The organism is Hyphomicrobium sp. CS1BSMeth3 (assembly GCF_900117415.1).
In the GTDB taxonomy this organism is placed as follows: Bacteria; Pseudomonadota; Alphaproteobacteria; order Rhizobiales; family Hyphomicrobiaceae.
Window position 1 is genome coordinate 1087261 of sequence record NZ_FPEI01000006.1, and the last position, 19558, is coordinate 1106818.

A 19558-nucleotide genomic window follows, 5' to 3' on the forward strand; every position below is an offset into this window, starting at 1 on the left:
CGCGAGCACGGGGCTTTATTCGGTTGGTCGTGGGCTGCTGCAAAGGCGTGCTGTCGCCTCGGGTCGTCGCGCCATGCCCGCGGCGGCTAGAGCGACAGCGCTCGTGCATTGCGCCCCACTTCCCCCTCTCCCCATTGCCTTCAATGGGGAGAGGGTCGGGGTGAGGGGCGGCGGCAAACCCAAACGTCGGCGACGTGGCCGCCCCTCATCCTAACCTTCTCCCCGTATAGGACGGGGAGAAGGGACCTGTTGCGCCGGCGGCTCGCTCCAAGTCCACAAAAGACGGGGGCGGGGGTGTCCCTAGGTCGGGCTACAGGGTCATGCCAGAGGCACGCGGCCCTGATCGCGCATCCGGCGCGATCAGGAACAGCTTCCGCCGCCCAGCGCGCAGAATTTCGCGCAATGTGGGTGGCAGAGCTTCACGCGGCCCTCGTCGAACATGCCGCCATCGGCCACCGCGGCCTCGCGGAGCGTCGCGCCCATGCCGAAGGCCCGCTCATAGGGAAGCAGCGTACAGGGCACGACGGTCGGCCGGTCCTCGCCCTTCCGCTTCACGATCATGCGGCTCTTCGCGCACATGAGGTCGCCCGGTTTCTTGCCGAGGATCTGCCAACATCCGACGCTGATCTCGGGAACGTCGATGCTGCCGTCCATCTCAGGGAGCAGCACGAGAGCGTGCGGATCTTCCGTATCGATGCGCCAACCGCGCTCGGCAATGAGCGCGGCATAGCCGGCGCGCATGTCGCTCTCGGGCTCGCTCCAGCAGGTACGGCCCGCGATGGCCGTCTTGAAGCCCTCCCTGGAGAGCCAGTCGATGGCCTCGAGCGATTTGGCGAACGTGCGCGGACCACGCTCGGCTTCATGGAGCTGTCGTGTGTAGTGATCGAGGCTGACGCGGACGGTCAGGCAGTTGCCATATGCCGCGCGCAGGCCGAGGAGGCCCTTCTTGAGGCGCGGGCGAAGCATGGGCTGGAGGCCGTTCGTCAGCACGAGAACCTCGAAGCCGCGCGCCAGTGCCGCGTCCAGCATCGGGATGATATCGGGGTTCATGAACGGCTCACCGCCGGTGAAGCCGATCTCGACCGTGCCGAGATCGTCCTGCGCGATCTCGTCGAGGAAGGCGCGCACCTCATCGGCCGTCAGATAAACGAGCCGATCGTTGCTCGGGCTCGATTCGATGTAGCAGTTGCGACAGGTGATATTGCAGAGCGTGCCGGTATTGAACCAAAGCGTCTGCAATGTCTCCAATCCAACGGTAGCGCGCCGCTCGCCGCGCGCCGTCCAGTCTGGATTTTGGAACTTGGCCTGATCGGTCTTTGCCTTTTCGGCTAGTCTTTCAGGATCGACCAGCGCCACGCGCGCACCTCCCGGCATTGTTCTTCCTTCGCAGAACGCTACCATGGCGCCCCGCGCGACAAACTCACATTGACTTTATTTGCCAGCCTTAGCCGAAAATGAACGGCAGCTGCCGCGGCCCGCGTACGGTCCCCTCCGACCACGTGACCGGAATTGCCGGATCGAGGCGGAATTCGGGAATGCGCTTCAGCCACTCCTCGATGGCGACCGTCATCTCGAGGCGTGCGAGGTTCGAGCCGACACAGCGATGAATGCCGAGCCCGAAGGCCGAATGGCGGTTCTCCTGGCGGTCGATGATGACCTTGTTGGCTTCGGGGAACATGGCGGGATCGCGGTTCGCCGCCGGGAACGACAGCAGCACCATATTGCCCGCCTTGATCGGACAGCCTTCGATGACCGTATCCTGCACGACCTCGCGCGCCATGGTGACAGGCGCATAGGCACGCAAGAACTCCTCGATGGCCGTCGGCATGAGCTTGGGCTCGTCGATGAGGCGTTGGCGATCGGAGGGTGTCTTCGCGAGATGCCAGAGGCTCGAGCCGATGGCGCTCCAGGTTGTATCGATCCCGGCAATCAGGAGCAGGCGGATCATGCCGAGCACTTCCTGCGGCGGCAGTGGCTTTCCGTCCTGGCGCGCCATGATGATGCGGCTGATCAGGTCGTCGCCGGGCTTCCTCGTTCGCGCCTCAACATACCCCGCGAAGTACATGCTCATCTCGTGCACGGCCTTCATGAGGATCTCGTCGTTCGTAATGCCGAGCTCCAGGATCTCGTGGATCCATTGGATGAACTGGTCGCCGTCGCTCTCCGGCACGTCGAGCATATGGGCAATGACGCGGACCGGGATATGCCGCGTGTACATCTGCGCGGCGTCGCAGCGTCCATCGGCGATGAACTTGTCGATCAGCTCATTGCAGATGGCCCGCGCCCGCGGCTCGAGCTTCTTCATCTCGTCGGGCGTGAAGGGCGGCAGCAGGAGCTGCTTCGCCGGCTTGTGATGTGGCGGATCAGACGAGATCGGCGGCGAGGGCATGGGCGGCTCGGGCCGGACCTCGCGCACGACGACCCGGCGGGAGGAGAAGCTCTTGGTGTCGTAGGCGATGGCCTTCACCGCGGCATAGCTCGTCGGCAGGTAGGCGCCGAGGAAACGCTTGGTGTGCGCGATCGGGCACTTCTCGCGAAGGTCGTCCCAGATGGGATAGGGATTGTCGCGCCAGTTCGGGTCGAGGTGATCCCAATCCGTGGTCCAGTCGGTGACCGGCGGGCGGGTACGCGTCGTGTCCTGAGCCATAGGCGCCTCCCTATTCCTCGATGATCTCGACGGCCATCTCGGGGCAGTTGGCCCGCGCGAGATAGGCGGCCTCGAGCTGATCCTCGGGCACGATGCCGTCGCCGATTTCCTTGGAGTTGCCGTACTCGTCGAGCTCGAAGAGCGCCGGCGCCAGTGCCTTGCAGCGGTTGTGCCCCTGGCACTTCTCCGGATCGACCCGGACCCGCACGACCTTCCCTCCCGTCATGACGTTTCCTCCTTATTTTGCTTATTTAGAATGCTTATGGTCTACCTCTGCGCCGGCTCGCGCAAGCCCATCCTTGGACTGAGCACTGTTTTGGCCCGCTCCGGGGAGCGCCCCTTACGTTGACAGGCAGCAGCGGCTAAGCGTAGGACCGGCCACTTCAATTCACGATGACAGATACGGCTCAGACATGCTCGAGAAGACCTATTCGCCCGGCGAGATCGAGGCGCGCGTCCACACGGACTGGGAAGCGGCTAACGCCTTCAAGGCCGGCCGGCCGGACCGCGCCGGGGCCGAGACCTATTGCATTGTCATCCCGCCGCCGAATGTGACAGGCTCGCTGCACATCGGGCACGCGCTGAACAACACGCTCCAGGACATTCTCTGCCGCTACCAGCGCATGCTGGGAAAGGACGTGCTCTGGCAGCCGGGCACCGACCACGCCGGCATCGCGACGCAGCTCGTCGTCTCGCGCCAGCTCGCCGAGCGCCAGATCCACTACAAGGACCTCGGCCGCGAGACCTTCATCGAGAAGGTCTGGGAGTGGAAGGCGCAATCGGGCGGCACCATCCTCAACCAGTTGAAGCGCCTCGGCGCCTCCTGCGACTGGAGCCGCGAGCGCTTCACCATGGACGAGGGCCTGTCGAAGGCCGTCCTCAAGGTGTTCGTCGACCTCTATCGCCAGGGGCTCATCTACCGCGACAAGCGCCTCGTGAACTGGGACCCGGAGTTCCAGTCGGCCATCTCCGACCTCGAAGTCGAGCAGCGCGAGCACACGGGCACCTTCAAGTGGTCGCCGGACCTCAAGGACAAGGAAGGCAACCCAGTTGCGTTCGATGGCGCAGCGCTGGCCAAGGTTCTGGCGCGCGATCCCAACGGGCACATGTACTACATCCGCTATGCGATCGCGGGCAGCCTCAATGAGTTCGTGACGGTCGGCACGACGCGCCCCGAGACCATGCTCGGCGATACCGGCGTCGCGATCCATCCGGACAACGAGAAGCTCAAGCACCTCATCGGCAAGAAAGCCATCCTGCCGCTCGTCGGGCGCGAGATCCCGATCGTCGGCGACACCTATGCCGATCCCGAGAAGGGTACGGGCGCGGTGAAGATCACGCCGGCCCATGACTTCAATGACTGGGATGTGGGCAAGCGCACTGGTCTCGAAGTCATCAACATCATGGACGCCACGGCGAAGCTCAACGAGAACGCGCCGGAAGCCTATCGCGGCCTCGACCGCTTCGTTGCGCGCGCGAAGGTTGTCGCGGATCTCGCGGCGCTGGGCGTCCTCGAGAAGATCGAGCCGCACACGCACGCCGTCCCGCACGCCCAGCGCGGTGACGCCGTCGTCGAGCCCTGGCTGACGGACCAGTGGTACGTCGATGCAGCGACACTCGCGAAGCCCGCCATGCAGGCCGTGCGCGCCGGCAAGACGACGTTCGTCCCGGACAAGTACGCGGCCGACTACTTCCGCTGGCTCGAGAACATCCAGCCCTGGTGCGTCTCGCGCCAGCTCTGGTGGGGCCATCAGATCCCGGCGTGGTATGGCCCGGACGGCAAGCACTTCGTCGCGCACGACGAGGCCGAAGCCGCCGAGCAGGCCAAGAAGCACTACGGCGAGAGCGTCGCGCTGAAGCGCGATGAGGACGTGCTCGACACGTGGTTCTCGTCCGCACTCTGGCCCTTCTCGACGCTCGGCTGGCCAGAGGAGACGAGGGAGCTCGGCCGCTTCTATCCGACGAGCTGTCTCGTCACGGGCTTCGACATCATCTTCTTCTGGGTCGCCCGCATGATGATGATGGGCACGCACTTCATGAAGGAGGTGCCGTTCCGCGACGTCTTCATCCACGGCCTCGTCCGCGACGAGAAGGGCCGCAAGATGTCGAAGACGCTCGGCAACGTCATGGATCCGCTCGAGCTGATCGACAAGTACGGCGCCGATGCGCTCCGCTTCACGCTCGCCGCGCTGACGACACAGGGCCGCGACGTCAAGCTCACGACGGCGCGCGTCGAAGGCTATCGCAATTTCGCGACCAAGCTCTGGAATGCCGCGCGCTTCCTCGAGATGAACGAGTGCCGGCGCGTCGCGGGCTTCGATCCGAAAAAGATCAAACACCGCCTCAATCGCTGGATTGCCGGCGAGACCGAGCGTGCGGCCGGCGAGATCGAGAGCGCCCTTAAGGCCTACAAGTTCAATGAGGCGGCGGGCGCGGCCTATCAATTCGTCTGGGGCATTTTCTGCGACTGGTACGTCGAGCTGGCGAAGCCCCTGCTCACGGGCGCCGATGAGGACGCCAAGGCCGAGACGCAGGCGGCGGCAGCCTGGGTGCTCGACCAGATCCTGCCGTTGCTGCACCCGTTCATTCCGTTCATCACGGAGGAGCTGTGGGCCAAGACCGGCGAGTATGGCCCCAAGCGCGAGACGCTGCTTGCGCTCGCGCCGTGGCCGCGCCTGCTCGGGCTCTCCGATCCCGAAGCCGATGCCGAAATCGGCTGGGTCGTGTCGCTCGTCTCGGAGGTGCGCTCCGTGCGCGCTGAAATGAACGTGCCGGCCGGCGCCAAAGTGCCGCTCGTGCTCGTCAACGCGAGCGCGGATACACGCGCGCGCGCCGAGCGCCATGACGAGACGCTGAAGCGCCTCGCGCGGCTCGAGACGATCACCTTCGAGGCATCAGCGCCCAAGGGCGCGGCGCAGATCGTGGTCGGCGAGACGGTCGCGGCGCTGCCGCTCGCCGGCGTGATCGACATGGATGCAGAAGCGAAGCGGCTCTCCAAAGAGATCGACAAGACCGTGAGCGAGATCAAGAAAGTCACGGACCGCCTCACCAATCCGCAGTTCATGGCCAAGGCGCCCGAAGACGTCATCGATGAATTGCGCGAGCGTCAGTCGGACTTCGAGGCTCGTCAGGATAAACTCAAGGCCGCACTCGCGCGCGTCGAGGCTGCGGCCTGAAAACACCTCCGCACGGAGAGAGGTCATGTACGTACCTGAGCACTTCAAGCTGGGCGATGTCGCGGAGCAGCACGCACTCATGCGCGCCTATCCCTTTGCCGCGCTCATCACCATGAGCGACGCCGGCTACGAGGTCACGCACCTACCGACGAAATTGAAGTCGGAAGGCGCGCTGGGCGTGGTCGAGTGCCATGTCTCGCGCGCCAACCCGCACTGGCGCGAGATCGCCAAGAACGGGCGCGGCCTACTCATGTACACGGGCCCGCAGGCCTACATCACGCCCGGCTGGTATCCATCGAAGGCCGCGCACGGCAAAGTCGTGCCGACGTGGAACTATGCCGTCGTGCACGCGCATGGGACCGCGGAGATCGTCGATGACCGCGATTGGCTCGTGCGCCATGTGAGCGAGCTGACCGATCAGCAGGAGGCCGGCACCGCCACACCGTGGGCGACGAGCGATGCGCCTGGCAACTACATCGAGGTCATGTCGCGCGGCATTGTCGGAATGCGCTTCACCATCGAGCGGCTCGAAGGCAAGGCCAAGATGAGCCAGAACCGCGAGATCCCGGACCGCGAAGGTGTCGTCGCCGGCCTGAAGGCGCGGGGCGACGAGGGCGATGCCAAGGTCGCGGATCTCGTCGCCAGCGAAGCCGAGAAAGCGCGCAAGGACTGAGCTGCCTACTTCGCGACCGGCTTCTTCATGTAGACGGTGAAGCCCTCCTTGAAGGGCTTCTCCGCATAGATCTCGTAGCCGACCCGCAAGTAGATCTCGATGTTCTCGGCGAAGGCCTTGTTCGTATAGAGCCTGATCTCGTCATAGCCGAGCGATGCGGCGAGCACCTCACTGTGGGCCAGCAGTCGCCGGCCAAAACCTCGCCCCTGGCAGTCAGGCGCAACGGCGAGGTTGTAGATCTCCAGATGATCCGGCTGCCGGACAGTATGCACGATGGCTGCTAGTGCCCCATCGACGTACAGCAGGTCTACGCGGTCCTGGCGCAGGACTTCGGCATAGTCGCGGAGCATTGGCGTTGGCTCGCGGCCGATGACAGGCACCCATTTGGCATAGGCCGCGCGTGTCAGAGCCAGGATCGCGGGCGCATCCGCATCGACGCCTTGCCGAATGACCGCATCCCCGCTCATGGGCTCCTCCACGACTGCTCTGGCCTGAACCATGTATCCTGGGCGCGCCCCTTTGCGCCATGACAAGCGCGACCGGACCGGCTACAAGCCCGCGCCATGAGCCAGATCCCCTCCCGTCGCGTCGCCAAATCCGCAAAGAAACCGCTGCCCAAGGCGGCAGCCGGCCCGCGCCTGCGCAAGATCAAGGCCCCGCCGAAGGTCGGCTTCGTCTCGCTCGGCTGTCCCAAGGCGCTGGTCGACTCCGAGCGCATCATCACGCGCCTCCGCGCCGAGGGCTACCAGATCGCCCCCAACTACGACGGCGCGGATGTCGTCGTCGTGAACACCTGCGGCTTTCTCGACTCCGCCAAGCAGGAGAGCCTCGACGCCATCGGCGAGGCCATGGCGGAGAACGGCCGCGTCATCGTCACGGGCTGTTATGGCGTCGAGAAGGATGTGATCCGACAGGCCCATCCGGGCGTGCTCGCGATCACCGGGCCGCATCAGTACGAGGCGGTCATGGAAGCCGTGCACGACGCGGTGCCGCCGTTGCACGACCCCTACCTCGATCTCGTGCCGCCCGAGGGCCTGCGCCTCACGCCGCGCCACTACGCCTATCTGAAAATCTCCGAGGGTTGTAACAACCGCTGCACGTTCTGCATCATTCCGTCGTTGCGTGGCGATCTCGTCAGCCGGCCCGCGAACCACATCATGACCGAGGCCGAGCGCCTGGTGAAAGCGGGCGTGAAGGAGCTGCTCGTCATCAGCCAGGATACGAGCGCCTACGGCCTCGATCTCAAGTACGCAACGAGCCCCTGGAAAGGCGCGCCGCTCGCCGCGCGCTTCCTCGATCTGGCAAAAGCACTGGGCGATCTCGGCGCCTGGGTGCGCCTCCACTACGTCTATCCTTACCCGCACGTCGACAACGTCATTCCGCTCATGGCCGAGGGGAAGATCCTCCCCTATCTCGACATTCCCTTCCAGCACGCGAGCCCGAATGTCCTGAAGGCCATGCGGCGCCCGGCCGCCGGCGCCAAGACGCTCGACCGCCTCGCCGCGTGGCGCCAGACGTGCCCCGATCTCGCGATCCGCTCGACCTTCATCGTCGGCTTTCCCGGCGAGACCGAGGAAGACTTCCAGCAGCTCCTCGACTGGCTCGGCGAAGCGCGCCTCGATCGCGTCGGCTGCTTCAAGTACGAGCCTGTGGCGGGCGCAACGGCCAACGATCTCGAAGGCGCTGTTCCTGAGGAGGTCAAGGAAGAGCGCTGGCATCGCCTCATGCAGGCTCAGCAGAAGATCTCCGAGGAGATCATGACGGCGCGCGTCGGCCGGACCGTGCAGGTCCTGATCGACGAAGTGGACGAGGATGGTGCTGTCGGACGCTCCATCTGGGATGCCCCCGAGATCGACGGCTCGGTCTTCCTCAATGACGCCGAAGGCCTCGAGCCGGGGAGCCTCGTCCAGGTCAAAATCATTGCGGCGGACTCCTATGATCTGTGGGCTGAAGCGATCACGGGCTCGTGAAATCGCGATTCGCCAGCCTCGGCGACGGAAGCAACAATCACCTTTCGTTTGAATGCCATGACTGAATTGCACAGCTCCCGCATGGGGCGCTTAGGTGCCATTCAGCTTAGGGCCATCATTCTGACGCAAGACCGCTGGATGTATGGGGAGAGAAAGGTCGTATCGGCATTTTAAGGCCGGGGGCCCCGCCAACCCTCTTCGGCGGCTCTAATCAGGGGAAAATACATGAAGAAGACACTCATGGCGGCCGCGTTCGCGCTCGCTGGGGCCGGCTTTGCACTGACAAGCCAGGCCAATGCTGCCGTATTCGCGCCGGGACAGGGCGCGTCGCTGAACGGCGAGTCGATCGTAATCGACGTGCAGCGCGGAGATTGGCGCGATGGGCGCCGTGGTCCGCCGCCCCGCATGCATTCGCGCGGCTATCGGCCGGACGGCTACGGCCGCTGGCACCGCAATCACCTCGTCCAGAGGCGCTGGCATCGCCGTCCGTACTACGGCACCATCGTCGGCGGCATCGCCATCGGCGCGCTACTCGCCGGTTCGGCCTACTACGCTTACTCCAGCGCTCCGCCGGCTCCCGGCCTTTGCTGGTACTGGGCCGATCCCTATGAGCGCCAGGGCTACTGGGACTACTGCTGATCATTCATGACGAGTGACAATGAGCAGGTGCAGCCAACGCTGCGCCTGCTTTTTGTTTGCGCAACCCATGGCGAATCATTCAACCTATGGTTGATTAGCCTGGAGCAACTCGCCATGAAGAAGGCAGCAATTGCGGTCCTCCTCGGAGCGACCGGAGTGGCGTACACGACAATTCTACAGGCAGCCCCGCTGTCGCCCGCAGGCATGGAAGCCCAGCGCGGGGACGTTTCGCTCATCATTCAGGCGCGCGGCAAACACGGCGCGCTCCATCAGGGCGCCGGCCAACTGCGCACCTTCCGGCCGAGCCAGGTCGACCGCATCAGACCCGTTATCGGCCAGCCCAGAGTGCGCCCTGGGCAGCCCCTCGCCCCTCGCACTGTGGTGCGCCCTCCCAATCCCAAGCGTAAGCACCATGGCCCGTATGCTCATCGCAAGCGGCCACATCCGTTCTACGTCCACGTCAATGAACCAGCACCGCCAGACAGCGTGTCGGTCCGAGCTATTCATCGCACGCCGGATCGGGGTCTGCTGTCGCCGGACTTCTGCCGCTACTGGGGCGATCGAGGCGAGATCACCGGGGATGTCTGCTGGTAGCGGGTAGGGCCTATCCGCTCGCGAGATCGCGCCCCATGAACAGCAGCGCGGAGCCGTGCCAATCCAGCTCCCGCAGTGGCGCAAATCCGCAGCGCTCATAGAAGCGCGCGTTGCGTGCGCCGGCCCCCGTGACGATGTGGACGCCGGGCGCGCCCAGCGCGGCAGCGTGCTCGGCGAAGGTTCCGACGAGCTGCGCCCCGATGCCTCGGCTGCGCCACGCGGCATCGAGATTGATGTGGAGGTGGGCTGGAAACCGTTCCGTCAGATCGGCCAGCTCGGCAAAGAAGCCCACATCCGTAAAACGCGGAGCCACGGCCGGATCATCGACGGACCCGATCAGATATCCGGCAATGGTCCCGTCCTCGGCGCGCGCGATGAACGCATGCTGGCGGTCATGCAGCAGATAGCGCCCAAGCCACTGCTCCCTGAATGCACTGCGCTCGGCTTCGCTCGCGAAGCTCTGCCGCCGGCTTGAGGCAAAGAAAATCCGCTCGATGCCGGCGAGCGTCTCTGATGTTGCATCATCACCGAGCGGCTCGATCCGCACCATGCTCCCCTTCCCCTCGCCGCCGCCAGTTGCGGCACAGCTTTGCACGCCGAACGGCTTCTCGCCACTTGCCCCCCGTGGTGCTATGCCACCGGCAGAACTCTTGGGCAAAGCGAGCGCTCAGTGACCCGGCTCTCTGCAACAATCGTCGGCGGTGGTATTTTCGGGCTCTGGCAGGCCTACGAGCTGGCCCGGCGCGGCCATGACGTGACGCTCTACGAGGCCATGAGCGAGGCCGAGACCGGCGGCGCGAGCCGCTTTGCCGGCGCCATGCTGGCCCCTTATTGCGAGGCCGAAGGCGCCGAGCCGATCGTCCAGGAGCTGGGCGTGCGCGGGCTGGCGCTCTGGCGCAAGGCCGTCCCGCAAATCGTCATGAACGGCAGCCTCGTCGTCGCGGCCTCCCGTGACCAGGGTGAGCTTGCCCGCTTCGCGCGCATGACCGAAGGCCACCGCGCCATCGATGGCTCGACACTTGGCGAGTTGGAGCCGGAGCTTGGCGGGCGCTTTGGCCGCGCACTCTGGTACCCCGACGAGGGCCACATGGAGCCGCGCCTGGTTCTTGCCTTCCTGACGGGCGAGATCCGCCGGCTCGGGGGCACGCTGCATTTTGGCTCCGCCGTGCCGGCGCCCATCTGGCGCGCCGGCAGTGATGGCGGCGTCGTCATCGACTGCCGCGGTCTAGCGGCCCGCGAGGACCTGCCGACACTACGCGGCGTGCGCGGTGAGATGGCCGTGCTGCGCAGCCGCGAAGTGAAGCTCACGCGCCCGATACGGCTCCTGCATCCGCGCTTTGCGCTCTATGTCGTGCCCTGGAGCGACAACCGCTACATGATCGGCGCGACCGTGATCGAGCGCGAGGATGCGGGCCCCGTCACCGTGCGCTCGGCGCTCGACCTCCTCGGCACGGCCTACGCGCTCCATCCGGGCTTCGGCGAGGCCGAGATCCTGGAGCTATCGGCTGGCGTGCGGCCCGCCTTCCCGGATAATGTCCCCCGTATTGTCGCCAAGGGCCGCCGTCTCCTGGTCAATGGTGCCTTCCGCCATGGCTACCTGCTGGCCCCCGTCATGGCCGAGATTGCCGCCACCTATCTCGAGACCGGCGCCGCGCATCCAATTCTGGACGTAGATTGAAGCTCGGGCGCTGCCGGCAAGGAGAGGCCCATGAAGCTCGCAACACTCCGCAATGGCACGCGCGACGGCGAGTTGGTGATCGTGTCGCACGATCTCACGAAGGCAGTGCGCGCAGCCGACACCGTCGCCGGTCTCGGGACACTCCAGCAGCTCCTCGACGACTGGGACACGTACGTACTGCCGGCTGAGCGCGTCTCTGCCGAGCTGAACGACGCAACGACGAATGGCGGGGAGGCCCGTCTTCCGCTCTTCGATTTCGAGCCGCGTCATGCGATGGCGCCGCTACCCCGCGCGTATCAATGGGCGGACGGCTCCGCCTACATCAATCACGTGGAGCTGGCGCGCAAGGCGCGCGGCGCCGAGATGCCTGCGAGCTTCCACACCGACCCGCTCATGTATCAGGGCTGCTCGGATGTCTTCATCGGCGCCATGGAGCCGGTCCCGGTCGCGGACGAAGCCTGGGGCATCGATCTTGAAGGCGAGCTCGCTGTGATCCTGAGTGACACGCCGATGGGCGTGACGTCGGCCGAGGCGCTGGACCATGTGCGTCTCATCGCGCTCGTCAATGACATCTCGCTGCGCAATCTGATCCCGGACGAGCTCGCCAAGGGTTTCGGCTTCTTCCATGGCAAGCCCGCCTCGTCATTCGCGCCGGTTGCAATAACGCCGGACGAGCTTGGTCCGGCATGGCGCGAGGGCAAGGTGCATCTTCCGATGCTCGCCAGCATCAACGGGAAGCTGATCGGCCGTCCCAATGCCGGCATCGACATGACGTTCTCGTTCGCGGACCTGATCGCGCACGCGACCATGACGCGCCGCCTCGGCGCCGGCACGATCGTCGGCTCGGGAACGGTCTCCAACAAGCTCGATGGCGGTCCCGGCAAGCCTGTCGACGAGGGCGGGGCCGGCTACACCTGCCTCGCCGAGGTACGCGTCGTCGAGACGCTGCTGGCCGGCTCCCCCAAGACACCCTTCCTCCGGTTTGGCGACCGCATGAAGCTCGAAATGCGGGACGCCACAGGCGCAAGCATCTTCGGCGCCATCGATCAGGTCATCGTGCGGCATGAAGGAGCGGGCTGAGGGGCGTATCCATGCGCCCCTCGCCCGCTTCCCCTACCCGAGAAACGGCACTGCGACGAACAGCCAGAAGCCGTTCAGCATCAGCAGTGTGCCGAGGCCACCAGCAGCGAAACTCGCAAGCAGCAGCGTGCTTGTGCCGGCGATGATCGCGACCGACGCCAGCACGATGCCGATCTGGATGAGCGCTCCCGCGAAATCGAAGTAGGGGTCCTTGCGCAGCGCCACGTCGCGCTCGCTCTGGAGCTCCTTTGCGTGCGCCGAGAGCTCCGTCAGCCCCTCGCGCGTGTCCGGCTCGCTTCGGTAGCGCTCCGCGGTCGCCCGCCAGGCGCTGATCTTGGCTTTGATCGCCTGCGCTGCCTCGGGAGCCAGGCCGGGCTGCGCGAGCAGCGTGAGCTCGAGCTCGTCGGCGGCGAGGATATAGCTGGTCCGCCGGATGTTCTTCGCCTGGAAGAACGCCCATGTATTCGAGGCGTCGATATTGGCGCGGTTGGCATCCTTCGTCGCGTTGCCGCCTCCCACGCCGCAGACGGCGAGGAGGACCGCGAGGACGCCGATCCACACCCCGATCCACTTGTTGCGTGCATTGTCACCGGCCAGCTCATCGCGAACATCATCAATCGACATGGCACCCCCAGTTTGAAGCCGTACCCAGCCCGCCGTCCTTCTACGCTCCGGCGCACGCCGCTGCACGCGCGAAGTCTTGGCTCCGCCGCCGCCCGGCATCAACGGCAAGCTGATCGTTCGGCGTAGGCACGACGGGCGTGAGACAGGCTCGCTCCACGCTCTCCGACAGGGCTGGTCTGCCGCCCGGGCGCGCCTGCCCTATTGGCTGGATAGCGCACCACCGTTATGCTCCACGCGACCCGGTTGGACGGAACCGGATTTCAGAAATTTGCCGATTCCGAGGAGGAAACTATGGCCTACACGCTCGAAGCGCTCGCGAACGACATCCGCTCGACGCTCAAGTCCGGTCCCGTTTCAGAGGCCGGACCCAAAGTCGTCACGCTCGTCGAGAAGGCCCTCAAGGACAAAGACTTCCTCCAGTTGAACTTCAGCCGGCCGAACATGAAGGTCCGCGAGGTCATCTATGAGGATCCCGAGACCGGCTTCTGCGTCTGCGCCCACACCTACGAAGGCGCCGCCACCTCCCCCGCGCATGATCATGGTCCGAGCTGGGCCATTTACGGCCAGGCCGAGGGCGTCACCGAGATGACCGACTGGAAGATCATCAAGAAGGGCTCGGGCGAGGATCCTTCCCTGGTCGAGGCGGTGCGGACCTACAAGCTCGAGCCCGGCATGGCCAAGTTCTACGACGTTGGCGCCGTCCATTCGCCGAAGCGCGATGCCGCCACCAAGCTGATCCGCATCGAGGGCAAGAACCTCGACACGGTGAAGCGCTCGAATATCAAAGTGGCCTGACCATCGTCGCGTTGACTTCCGCAGCACCCGCCAACCAGTCCATCGACACCTGCAGTGTCGATGGACTGTGAATACTTACGTTCGCCCGAGGGTTGCCGCAGCGTGAGAATGCCGCTAGGTAACTAACTCGTGACAATCGCGCCCTGGGGAGGAAGCGATGCGAGACGAGGGAGCCACCCCCGCTCATGAGGCGGTGGCCAAGCGGAGCACATTCTACAGCCGGACGTGCGCCTCTACCTACGGGAGCGGCGCCACATGCGTGTGATCTCCTTCGGCGTCATCCTCTACCTCTTCTGGCTCGCGCTCTCCGGCTACTTCAAGCCCTTCCTGCTCATCGGCGGCCTGATCTGCACGCTCTTCGTGCTCTATGCCTCGCGCCGCATGAAGCTCATCGACACCGAGGGCTATCCCGCGCACCTCTTCCCGGCAGCCTCCACCTACTGGCCCTGGCTTCTGTGGGAGATCATCAAGTCCGGCTGGAATGTAACCAAGGTCATTCTGCGGCCACGGCTCAGCATCTCGCCTGCGATGACCCGCCTGGTCGCCAGCCAGCACTCGGCCGCTGGGATCGCGACCTACGCGAACTCCATCACGCTGACGCCCGGCACCATAACAACCGGCGCGAAAGGCAATATCCTCACCGTCCACGCGCTGGAGCGCGGCGGCGCGCTCGACCTCGAAGAGGGTGGTATGGACGCGCGCGTGACACGCTTCGAAAGGGGAGGCTGATGTTCGCCGCAGCCATGCTCGCCGTCATCGCGGCGCTGGTGCTCGTCGTCGTTCGGGTGATCAAGGGCCCGACCGTCTTCGATCGCGTTCTCGCCGGCAACTCCGTGGGGACGCTCGCCATCATCCTGGTTGCGGTTCTCGGCTTTCTCAACGGGCGGCCAGAATTCCTCGACGTCGCGCTCACCTACGGCGTTCTCAACCTGATCGGCACGCTCGCGATCCTGAAGTTCTTCCGCCACGGCGATCTCGCCTACGATGAGCAGGAGGACGAGGCTTGATCTTCCTCGATGTCGCGAGCTGGGTGCTGATCCTCATCGGGTCAGGCTTCATAATTGCGGGGGCGATCGGCGTCCTGCGCCTGCCCGACGTCTATACGCGCATGCACGCGGCAAGCGTCATCGAGACTGTCGGCGCCGGCGCCCTTTTCGCCGGCCTCATGCTGCAGGCGGGCTTGACCCAGGTGACGCTCAAGCTCCTCTTCATCCTGCTGCTCTTCTTCTTCACCGGTCCGGTGATCACGCACGCATTGGCCCAGGCAGCACTGCACGCCGGCGTAAAACCCGAGCTCGAGGAGGATCGGCGGGACCGCCTCAGCGCCAGCAAGACGGATGGCAACGCGGGCTCGGACGAAGGGAGGCTGCCATAGAAGGCTTCACCAACACCGTGCTGCTGACGCTGCTGGTGATCGTGACGATCGCCATCGTACGCATGCGCAGCCTGTTCGGCGTCATCGCGCTGTCGGGCGTCTACAGCTTCCTCATGGCGAGCGTGCTGATGGTCTACGACGCCGTCGACGTCGCCATGACCGAGGCAGCGGTCGGCGCCGGCGTCTCGACGGTGCTGCTCCTCGCCGCCCTGCATCTCACCAAGGCCCGCGAATACCCTCAGCCGCGGCCTGCCGCGATCCCGCTTCTCGTCGCTGTTGTCGTCGGCGTCGCGCTCATTTGGGCAACCTACGACCTGCCTGCCTTCGGAATTGCGGATGCGCCCATCCACAAGCACGTCGCGCCGCACTATCTGCAGAATGCGATTCAGGAGACCCTCGTCGGCAACGTCGTCTCCGCTGTCCTGGCCGACTACCGCGGCTTCGACACGTTCGGTGAAGTGATCGTGGTCTTCACGGCGGGCATCGGCGTCATGCTGCTGCTCAAGGGCCGCCGGCAAGGACGAGATGGCCGCGAAGGAGACGCGCGATGAGGCTCGACGTCGTATTGCGGGTCGGCGTCAAGCTGATCATCCCTTTCATGCTGCTCTTCGGCCTCTACGTGCAATTGCATGGGGACTACGGCCCTGGCGGCGGTTTCCAGGCCGGTGTGATCGTTGCCGGCGCGCTCATCGTCTATGCTCTCATTTTCGGGCTCGATGAGGCCCAGCGCGTTGTGCCGCGCCGGCTCGTCGAATTCCTCGTGCCGCTCGGCGTGCTCATCTATGCCGGCACCGGCGCCTTCGCTCTGCTCAACGGCCACAACTTCCTCGACTACTCGGTCCTGGCCGCCCATGCGCCAGCAGGCCGCGAGCGCGGCATCCTGCTCGTGGAGGCCGGCGTGCTCGTCACGGTCTCCTCGACCATGATCGCCCTCTTCTATGCCTTCTCGGAACGGGGACGCTGATGGGGGCCGTGCAGAACTTCTTCGATCACTATAACTACATCGCCACGATCGTGCTGATGGTTGCCGGGCTCTACATCGTCATTGCCCGCGGCAACATGATCAAGAAGCTGATCGGGCTGATGCTCTTCCAGACGTCGGTCTACCTGCTCTACATCGCGCCCGGCAAAATCATCGGCGGTACGCCGCCCGTTCTCGATCCTAACTTCACGGTCTACTCGAACCCGCTGCCGCATGTGCTCATCCTGACGGCGATCGTCGTCGGCGTTGCGACCATCGCGCTCGGCCTCGCCATCGTCTCGCGCATTCACGAGGCCTACGGCACCATCGAGGAAGACGAAATCTTCGCGCGGGAAGAGCAGGAATGAGTGCCATTACCGCGCAACTGCCCGGCCTTCAGGTGGTCGTGCCACTGCTCGGCGCGATCATCGCCGCCTTCATGAGGCGCGGCACGCTTGCCTGGGCCTGGGCCACGCTGATCACGGCCTTTACGCCGATCATTGCATTCGCCCTGCTCTTTCAGGTGTGGAGCAACGGCCCAATCTCGTACCACATGGGCGGATGGCCTCCGCCGATCGGCATCGAATACCGCGTCGATCTGCTCAATGCCTTCGTGCTCGTGCTCGTGAGCCTCGTCAGCACGATCATGATGCCCTACGCGCGGCGCAGCGTTGCTCATGAAATCGACGGTGACAAGCAGGCATGGTTCTACGCCATGTACCTGCTCTGCCTTGCGGGCCTGCTGGGCATCGCGATCACGGGCGATGCGTTCAACGCCTTCGTCTTCCTCGAGATCTCGTCCCTCTCGACGTACGTCATGATCGCCATGGGTCGCGATCGCCGCGCGCTCGTCGCCTCTTACCAGTACCTGATCCTCGGTACGATCGGCGCCACCTTCTACGTGATCGGCGTGGGCCTCCTCTATCTCGTGACGGGCAGCTTGAATTTCGCCGACATCGCCGCACGTCTCGGCGAGGCCTCGGCTGCCTTCCCACGCCCTGTTCTCGCGGGCCTCGCCTTCCTTTTCGTCGGCATCAGCCTGAAGCTGGCGCTCTTCCCGCTGCACCTCTGGCTGCCGAACGCCTATGCCTATGCGCCGTCGTTCGCCACCGCCTTCCTGGCCGCGACGGCGACCAAGGTCGCGGTCTATCTCTTCCTGCGCATCGCCTTCTCGATCTATGGCGTCGCGCTCGATCTCAAGGCGTTGCCCGTCTCGACCGTGCTCTATCCACTCTCGATCGCGGCGATGTTCATCGCGTCGATCCTTGCGGTCTACGAGCAGAATCTCAAACGGATGCTCGCCTACTCGTCGGTCGCGCAGATCGGGTACATCACGCTCGGCATTGCCTTGATGAACCAGGCCGGTCTTACCGGCGGCATCGTCCACCTCTTCAATCACGCACTGATCAAGGGCGCACTCTTCCTCGCGCTCGGCGCCGTCATGTACCGCGCAGGGACCGTAAAGCTCGACGACCTCGGCGGGATCGGCCGGACGATGCCGCTCACGTTCGCCGCATTCGTCCTTGCAGGCATGAGCCTCATGGGTGTGCCGGGCACGGCCGGCTTCATCTCGAAGTACTATCTCATTGTCGGCGCGCTTGACGCCGGCAAATGGCCCGTCGCCTTCCTGATCGTGGCGAGCTCGCTCATTGCTCTGCTGTATATCGGCCGCGCCGTCGAAGTGGCCTACTTCCGCCCCGTCTCGAAGGCCGTCGCGCACGCCAAGGACCCGCCGCTCATGATGCTGGTCCCGATGCTCGCGCTCACTTTCGCCTCCGTGTACTTCGGCATCGATACCGAGCTTTCGGCTGGCGTCGCGAGCCGGATCGCCGAGTTGCTGATCGGAGGGCTCAAGTAATGCTGGCCCTCGCCCCCGACACGCTCATCATGGCCGCGCTGACGATCCCGATCATCGGCGCGCTCCTCATTCCGCTGTTTCACAACGCACCCAATGCGCGCGAGAGCGTGACGCTCATTACGGCCGGTGCGCTCGCGCTCACAGTCTGGAGCCTGCTGCCGCACGTACTCGCCGGTGCCCGTCCTGCAGCGATCGATCTTGCCGTCGTTCCCGGCCTCAACATCGCCTTCCAAGTCGAGCCGCTGGGTATGCTCTTCGCGCTCGTCGCAGCAACGCTCTGGCTCGTGACGTCCGTCTATTCGATCGGCTATATGCGCGGGAACGACGAGCCGCGCCAGACGAGCTTCTATGTCTGCTTCGCGATTGCGCTCTGGGCGACCATGGGCATTGCTTTCGCGAAGAACCTTTTCACGCTCTTCATTTTCTACGAGATCCTGACGCTCTCGACCTATCCGCTCGTCGCGCACAAGGCGAATGCCGAGGCCATCCGCGCCGGCCGCATCTACCTGCTGATCCTGATCGGCACGTCCATGGTGCTGCTGCTCCCCGCGATCGCCTGGACGTGGGTGCTTTCGGGCACGCTCGACTTCATCCCCGGCGGCATACTCAAGGACAAGGCGACACCCTTCGCCCTGTGCGCTTTGCTCGCGCTCTTTGCCTTCGGCATTGGCAAGGCCGCGCTCATGCCGCTGCACTTCTGGCTGCCGGCTGCCATGGTGGCGCCGACGCCCGTCAGCGCGTTGCTCCACGCCGTTGCGGTCGTGAAGGCCGGTGTCTTCACCATCCTGAAGGTGATCGTCTACACGTTCGGCATCGAGACACTCGCCTATGCCGGCAGCGGCGGCTGGCTCGTCTATGCAGCCGGCTTCACGATCATCGCGGCCTCGCTCGTCGCGCTCAGGAAAGACAATCTCAAGGCGCGCCTCGCCTACTCGACGGTCTCGCAGCTCTCCTACGTAATCCTTGCGGCCGCAATCCTGGCGCCCATATCGGCAGTCGGCGCCGCCATGCACATTGCGGCGCACGCCGTCAGCAAGATCACGCTCTTCTTCGCGGCGGGCTCGATCTACACCGCCGCCCACAAGACCGAGATCAGCGAGCTGGCCGGCATCGGCCGGCGCATGCCCTGGACCATGGGCGCCTTCACGATCGGCGCCATCAGCATGATCGGCCTGCCGCCAACTGCGGGCTTCCTCGGCAAGTGGTTCATGCTCTCGGGCGCCATGCAGACGGGCCAATGGCTTCCGATCGCCATTATCGTCGCGAGCACGCTGCTCAATGCCGCCTATTTCCTGCCGATCGTCTACACGGCTTTCTTCGAGCGCGAGCCGGCCGCCCACGCCGTTGGCGCCGATGCAGCCCGTGATCATGGTGAGGCGCCGCTGCCGATCGTGATCGCACTCACTTTCACCGCGGCCGCGACGGTCGGGCTGTTCCTCTTTCCCGAGGTGCCGCTCGCCCTCGCCAAGCTGATGGCGGGAGTATGAT

The 19558-nt window shown here is 64.9% G+C and carries 22 protein-coding genes; 16 read left to right on the forward strand and 6 right to left on the reverse strand.

From position 1 onward, the window contains the following. Positions 1–360 precede the first annotated feature (360 nt). The 3 genes from CS1BSM3_RS20155 to CS1BSM3_RS20165 all read right to left on the reverse strand — a co-directional run bounded on the left by CS1BSM3_RS20155 (position 361) and on the right by CS1BSM3_RS20165 (position 2873). Positions 361–1374, reverse strand: coding sequence for a radical SAM protein (locus CS1BSM3_RS20155; protein ID WP_072390058.1), 1014 nt, complete (start codon positions 1372–1374; stop codon positions 361–363). 70 nt (positions 1375–1444) lie between these two features. Beyond that, positions 1445–2647, reverse strand: a complete 1203-nt coding sequence (locus tag CS1BSM3_RS20160; protein ID WP_072390061.1) for a cytochrome P450 — start codon at positions 2645–2647, stop codon at positions 1445–1447. 10 nt (positions 2648–2657) lie between these two features. Then, positions 2658–2873, reverse strand: a complete 216-nt coding sequence (locus CS1BSM3_RS20165; protein ID WP_072390064.1) for a ferredoxin — start codon at positions 2871–2873, stop codon at positions 2658–2660. 187 nt (positions 2874–3060) lie between these two features. On the opposite strand from CS1BSM3_RS20165, the gene CS1BSM3_RS20170 reads away from it, so the two are divergent. Together CS1BSM3_RS20170 and CS1BSM3_RS20175 are read left to right on the forward strand one after the other, a co-directional pair. Further along, on the forward strand, positions 3061–5823 hold the full coding sequence (locus CS1BSM3_RS20170; RefSeq protein WP_072390067.1) for a valine--tRNA ligase: 2763 nt from the start codon (positions 3061–3063) through the stop codon (positions 5821–5823). 25 nt (positions 5824–5848) lie between these two features. Beyond that, positions 5849–6496, forward strand: coding sequence for an FMN-binding negative transcriptional regulator (locus CS1BSM3_RS20175; RefSeq protein ID WP_072390070.1), 648 nt, complete (start codon positions 5849–5851; stop codon positions 6494–6496). 5 nt (positions 6497–6501) lie between these two features. Here the strand turns inward: CS1BSM3_RS20175 and CS1BSM3_RS20180 are convergent, their stop codons facing one another. Next, positions 6502–6963, reverse strand: a complete 462-nt coding sequence (locus CS1BSM3_RS20180; protein WP_072390073.1) for a GNAT family N-acetyltransferase — start codon at positions 6961–6963, stop codon at positions 6502–6504. 171 nt (positions 6964–7134) lie between these two features. Here CS1BSM3_RS20180 and rimO point away from each other — a divergent pair, with 171 nt between their 5' ends. The 3 genes from rimO (at position 7135) to CS1BSM3_RS28115 (ending at position 9699) form a co-directional block, all read left to right on the forward strand. Beyond that, positions 7135–8466 (forward strand): 30S ribosomal protein S12 methylthiotransferase RimO, encoded by a 1332-nt coding sequence (gene rimO / locus CS1BSM3_RS20185; protein ID WP_244540638.1) that lies wholly within the window; start codon positions 7135–7137, stop codon positions 8464–8466. A 225-nt stretch (positions 8467–8691) separates the two neighbouring features. Then, complete coding sequence (locus CS1BSM3_RS20190; RefSeq protein WP_072390076.1) at positions 8692–9105, forward strand: hypothetical protein; 414 nt, start codon at positions 8692–8694, stop codon at positions 9103–9105. A gap of 6 nt (positions 9106–9111) precedes the next feature. Beyond that, positions 9112–9699 carry a hypothetical protein gene (locus CS1BSM3_RS28115; protein ID WP_143149300.1) on the forward strand — a complete coding sequence of 196 codons (588 nt, stop codon included), beginning with the start codon at positions 9112–9114 and terminating at the stop codon, positions 9697–9699. Between the two features lie 10 nt (positions 9700–9709). Here the strand turns inward: CS1BSM3_RS28115 and CS1BSM3_RS20200 are convergent, their stop codons facing one another. Then, a complete protein-coding gene (locus CS1BSM3_RS20200; RefSeq protein WP_072390082.1) occupies positions 9710–10249 on the reverse strand; it encodes a GNAT family N-acetyltransferase in 540 nt (179 codons plus the stop codon). Between the two features lie 120 nt (positions 10250–10369). On the opposite strand from CS1BSM3_RS20200, the gene CS1BSM3_RS20205 reads away from it, so the two are divergent. Together CS1BSM3_RS20205 and CS1BSM3_RS20210 are read left to right on the forward strand one after the other, a co-directional pair. Continuing rightward, on the forward strand, positions 10370–11377 hold the full coding sequence (locus CS1BSM3_RS20205; RefSeq protein WP_072390084.1) for an FAD-dependent oxidoreductase: 1008 nt from the start codon (positions 10370–10372) through the stop codon (positions 11375–11377). A gap of 30 nt (positions 11378–11407) precedes the next feature. Further along, the gene (locus tag CS1BSM3_RS20210; protein WP_072390088.1) at positions 11408–12457 is read left to right on the forward strand and encodes a fumarylacetoacetate hydrolase family protein; all 1050 of its coding nucleotides are present in this window, start codon (positions 11408–11410) and stop codon (positions 12455–12457) included. Between the two features lie 33 nt (positions 12458–12490). On the opposite strand, the gene CS1BSM3_RS20215 is transcribed toward CS1BSM3_RS20210, so the two are convergent. After that, positions 12491–13081: a DUF4337 domain-containing protein gene (locus CS1BSM3_RS20215; protein ID WP_072390091.1), complete on the reverse strand. Its 591-nt coding sequence runs from the start codon at positions 13079–13081 to the stop codon at positions 12491–12493. Positions 13082–13372: 291 nt separating this feature from the next. Here CS1BSM3_RS20215 and CS1BSM3_RS20220 point away from each other — a divergent pair, with 291 nt between their 5' ends. The 9 genes from CS1BSM3_RS20220 (at position 13373) to CS1BSM3_RS20260 (ending at position 19557) form a co-directional block, all read left to right on the forward strand. After that, positions 13373–13876 (forward strand): cupin domain-containing protein, encoded by a 504-nt coding sequence (locus CS1BSM3_RS20220; protein WP_072390094.1) that lies wholly within the window; start codon positions 13373–13375, stop codon positions 13874–13876. Between the two features lie 255 nt (positions 13877–14131). Then, entirely contained in the window at positions 14132–14605 is a 474-nt protein-coding gene (locus CS1BSM3_RS20225) for a Na+/H+ antiporter subunit E (RefSeq protein WP_072390097.1), read from the forward strand. Next, positions 14605–14883 (forward strand): MrpF/PhaF family protein, encoded by a 279-nt coding sequence (locus tag CS1BSM3_RS20230; protein WP_072390100.1) that lies wholly within the window; start codon positions 14605–14607, stop codon positions 14881–14883. The genes CS1BSM3_RS20225 and CS1BSM3_RS20230 overlap by 1 nt, the downstream gene beginning before the upstream one ends. Next, positions 14880–15251: a monovalent cation/H(+) antiporter subunit G gene (gene mnhG / locus CS1BSM3_RS20235; RefSeq protein WP_072390103.1), complete on the forward strand. Its 372-nt coding sequence runs from the start codon at positions 14880–14882 to the stop codon at positions 15249–15251. The genes CS1BSM3_RS20230 and mnhG overlap by 4 nt, the downstream gene beginning before the upstream one ends. Before the next feature lie 17 nt (positions 15252–15268). After that, positions 15269–15802 (forward strand): DUF4040 domain-containing protein, encoded by a 534-nt coding sequence (locus CS1BSM3_RS20240; RefSeq protein ID WP_244540572.1) that lies wholly within the window; start codon positions 15269–15271, stop codon positions 15800–15802. Continuing rightward, positions 15799–16215: a Na(+)/H(+) antiporter subunit B gene (locus CS1BSM3_RS20245; RefSeq protein WP_072390107.1), complete on the forward strand. Its 417-nt coding sequence runs from the start codon at positions 15799–15801 to the stop codon at positions 16213–16215. Before CS1BSM3_RS20240 ends, CS1BSM3_RS20245 begins: the two co-directional genes overlap by 4 nt. Then, the gene (locus CS1BSM3_RS20250; RefSeq protein ID WP_072390110.1) at positions 16215–16580 is read left to right on the forward strand and encodes a cation:proton antiporter subunit C; all 366 of its coding nucleotides are present in this window, start codon (positions 16215–16217) and stop codon (positions 16578–16580) included. Before CS1BSM3_RS20245 ends, CS1BSM3_RS20250 begins: the two co-directional genes overlap by 1 nt. Beyond that, the gene (locus tag CS1BSM3_RS20255; RefSeq protein ID WP_210188813.1) at positions 16577–18070 is read left to right on the forward strand and encodes a monovalent cation/H+ antiporter subunit D family protein; all 1494 of its coding nucleotides are present in this window, start codon (positions 16577–16579) and stop codon (positions 18068–18070) included. The genes CS1BSM3_RS20250 and CS1BSM3_RS20255 overlap by 4 nt, the downstream gene beginning before the upstream one ends. Further along, on the forward strand, positions 18070–19557 hold the full coding sequence (locus CS1BSM3_RS20260; RefSeq protein WP_072390113.1) for a monovalent cation/H+ antiporter subunit D family protein: 1488 nt from the start codon (positions 18070–18072) through the stop codon (positions 19555–19557). The genes CS1BSM3_RS20255 and CS1BSM3_RS20260 overlap by 1 nt, the downstream gene beginning before the upstream one ends. Position 19558 lies beyond the last annotated feature (1 nt).

What these genes read in the sequence shown, in the direction of transcription:
- CS1BSM3_RS20155 (WP_072390058.1), bottom strand. Translation starts at nt 1,374, where the DNA reads ATGCCGGGAGGTGCGCGCGTGGCGCTGGTCGATCCTGAAAGACTAGCC.
- CS1BSM3_RS20160 (WP_072390061.1), bottom strand. Translation starts at nt 2,647, where the DNA reads ATGGCTCAGGACACGACGCGTACCCGCCCGCCGGTCACCGACTGGACC.
- CS1BSM3_RS20165 (WP_072390064.1), bottom strand. Translation starts at nt 2,873, where the DNA reads ATGACGGGAGGGAAGGTCGTGCGGGTCCGGGTCGATCCGGAGAAGTGC.
- CS1BSM3_RS20170 (WP_072390067.1), top strand. Translation starts at nt 3,061, where the DNA reads ATGCTCGAGAAGACCTATTCGCCCGGCGAGATCGAGGCGCGCGTCCAC.
- CS1BSM3_RS20175 (WP_072390070.1), top strand. Translation starts at nt 5,849, where the DNA reads ATGTACGTACCTGAGCACTTCAAGCTGGGCGATGTCGCGGAGCAGCAC.
- CS1BSM3_RS20180 (WP_072390073.1), bottom strand. Translation starts at nt 6,963, where the DNA reads ATGAGCGGGGATGCGGTCATTCGGCAAGGCGTCGATGCGGATGCGCCC.
- CS1BSM3_RS20190 (WP_072390076.1), top strand. Translation starts at nt 8,692, where the DNA reads ATGAAGAAGACACTCATGGCGGCCGCGTTCGCGCTCGCTGGGGCCGGC.
- CS1BSM3_RS28115 (WP_143149300.1), top strand. Translation starts at nt 9,112, where the DNA reads ATGACGAGTGACAATGAGCAGGTGCAGCCAACGCTGCGCCTGCTTTTT.
- CS1BSM3_RS20200 (WP_072390082.1), bottom strand. Translation starts at nt 10,249, where the DNA reads ATGGTGCGGATCGAGCCGCTCGGTGATGATGCAACATCAGAGACGCTC.
- CS1BSM3_RS20210 (WP_072390088.1), top strand. Translation starts at nt 11,408, where the DNA reads ATGAAGCTCGCAACACTCCGCAATGGCACGCGCGACGGCGAGTTGGTG.
- CS1BSM3_RS20215 (WP_072390091.1), bottom strand. Translation starts at nt 13,081, where the DNA reads ATGTCGATTGATGATGTTCGCGATGAGCTGGCCGGTGACAATGCACGC.
- CS1BSM3_RS20220 (WP_072390094.1), top strand. Translation starts at nt 13,373, where the DNA reads ATGGCCTACACGCTCGAAGCGCTCGCGAACGACATCCGCTCGACGCTC.
- CS1BSM3_RS20225 (WP_072390097.1), top strand. Translation starts at nt 14,132, where the DNA reads ATGCGTGTGATCTCCTTCGGCGTCATCCTCTACCTCTTCTGGCTCGCG.
- CS1BSM3_RS20230 (WP_072390100.1), top strand. Translation starts at nt 14,605, where the DNA reads ATGTTCGCCGCAGCCATGCTCGCCGTCATCGCGGCGCTGGTGCTCGTC.
- CS1BSM3_RS20245 (WP_072390107.1), top strand. Translation starts at nt 15,799, where the DNA reads ATGAGGCTCGACGTCGTATTGCGGGTCGGCGTCAAGCTGATCATCCCT.
- CS1BSM3_RS20250 (WP_072390110.1), top strand. Translation starts at nt 16,215, where the DNA reads ATGGGGGCCGTGCAGAACTTCTTCGATCACTATAACTACATCGCCACG.
- CS1BSM3_RS20255 (WP_210188813.1), top strand. Translation starts at nt 16,577, where the DNA reads ATGAGTGCCATTACCGCGCAACTGCCCGGCCTTCAGGTGGTCGTGCCA.
- CS1BSM3_RS20260 (WP_072390113.1), top strand. Translation starts at nt 18,070, where the DNA reads ATGCTGGCCCTCGCCCCCGACACGCTCATCATGGCCGCGCTGACGATC.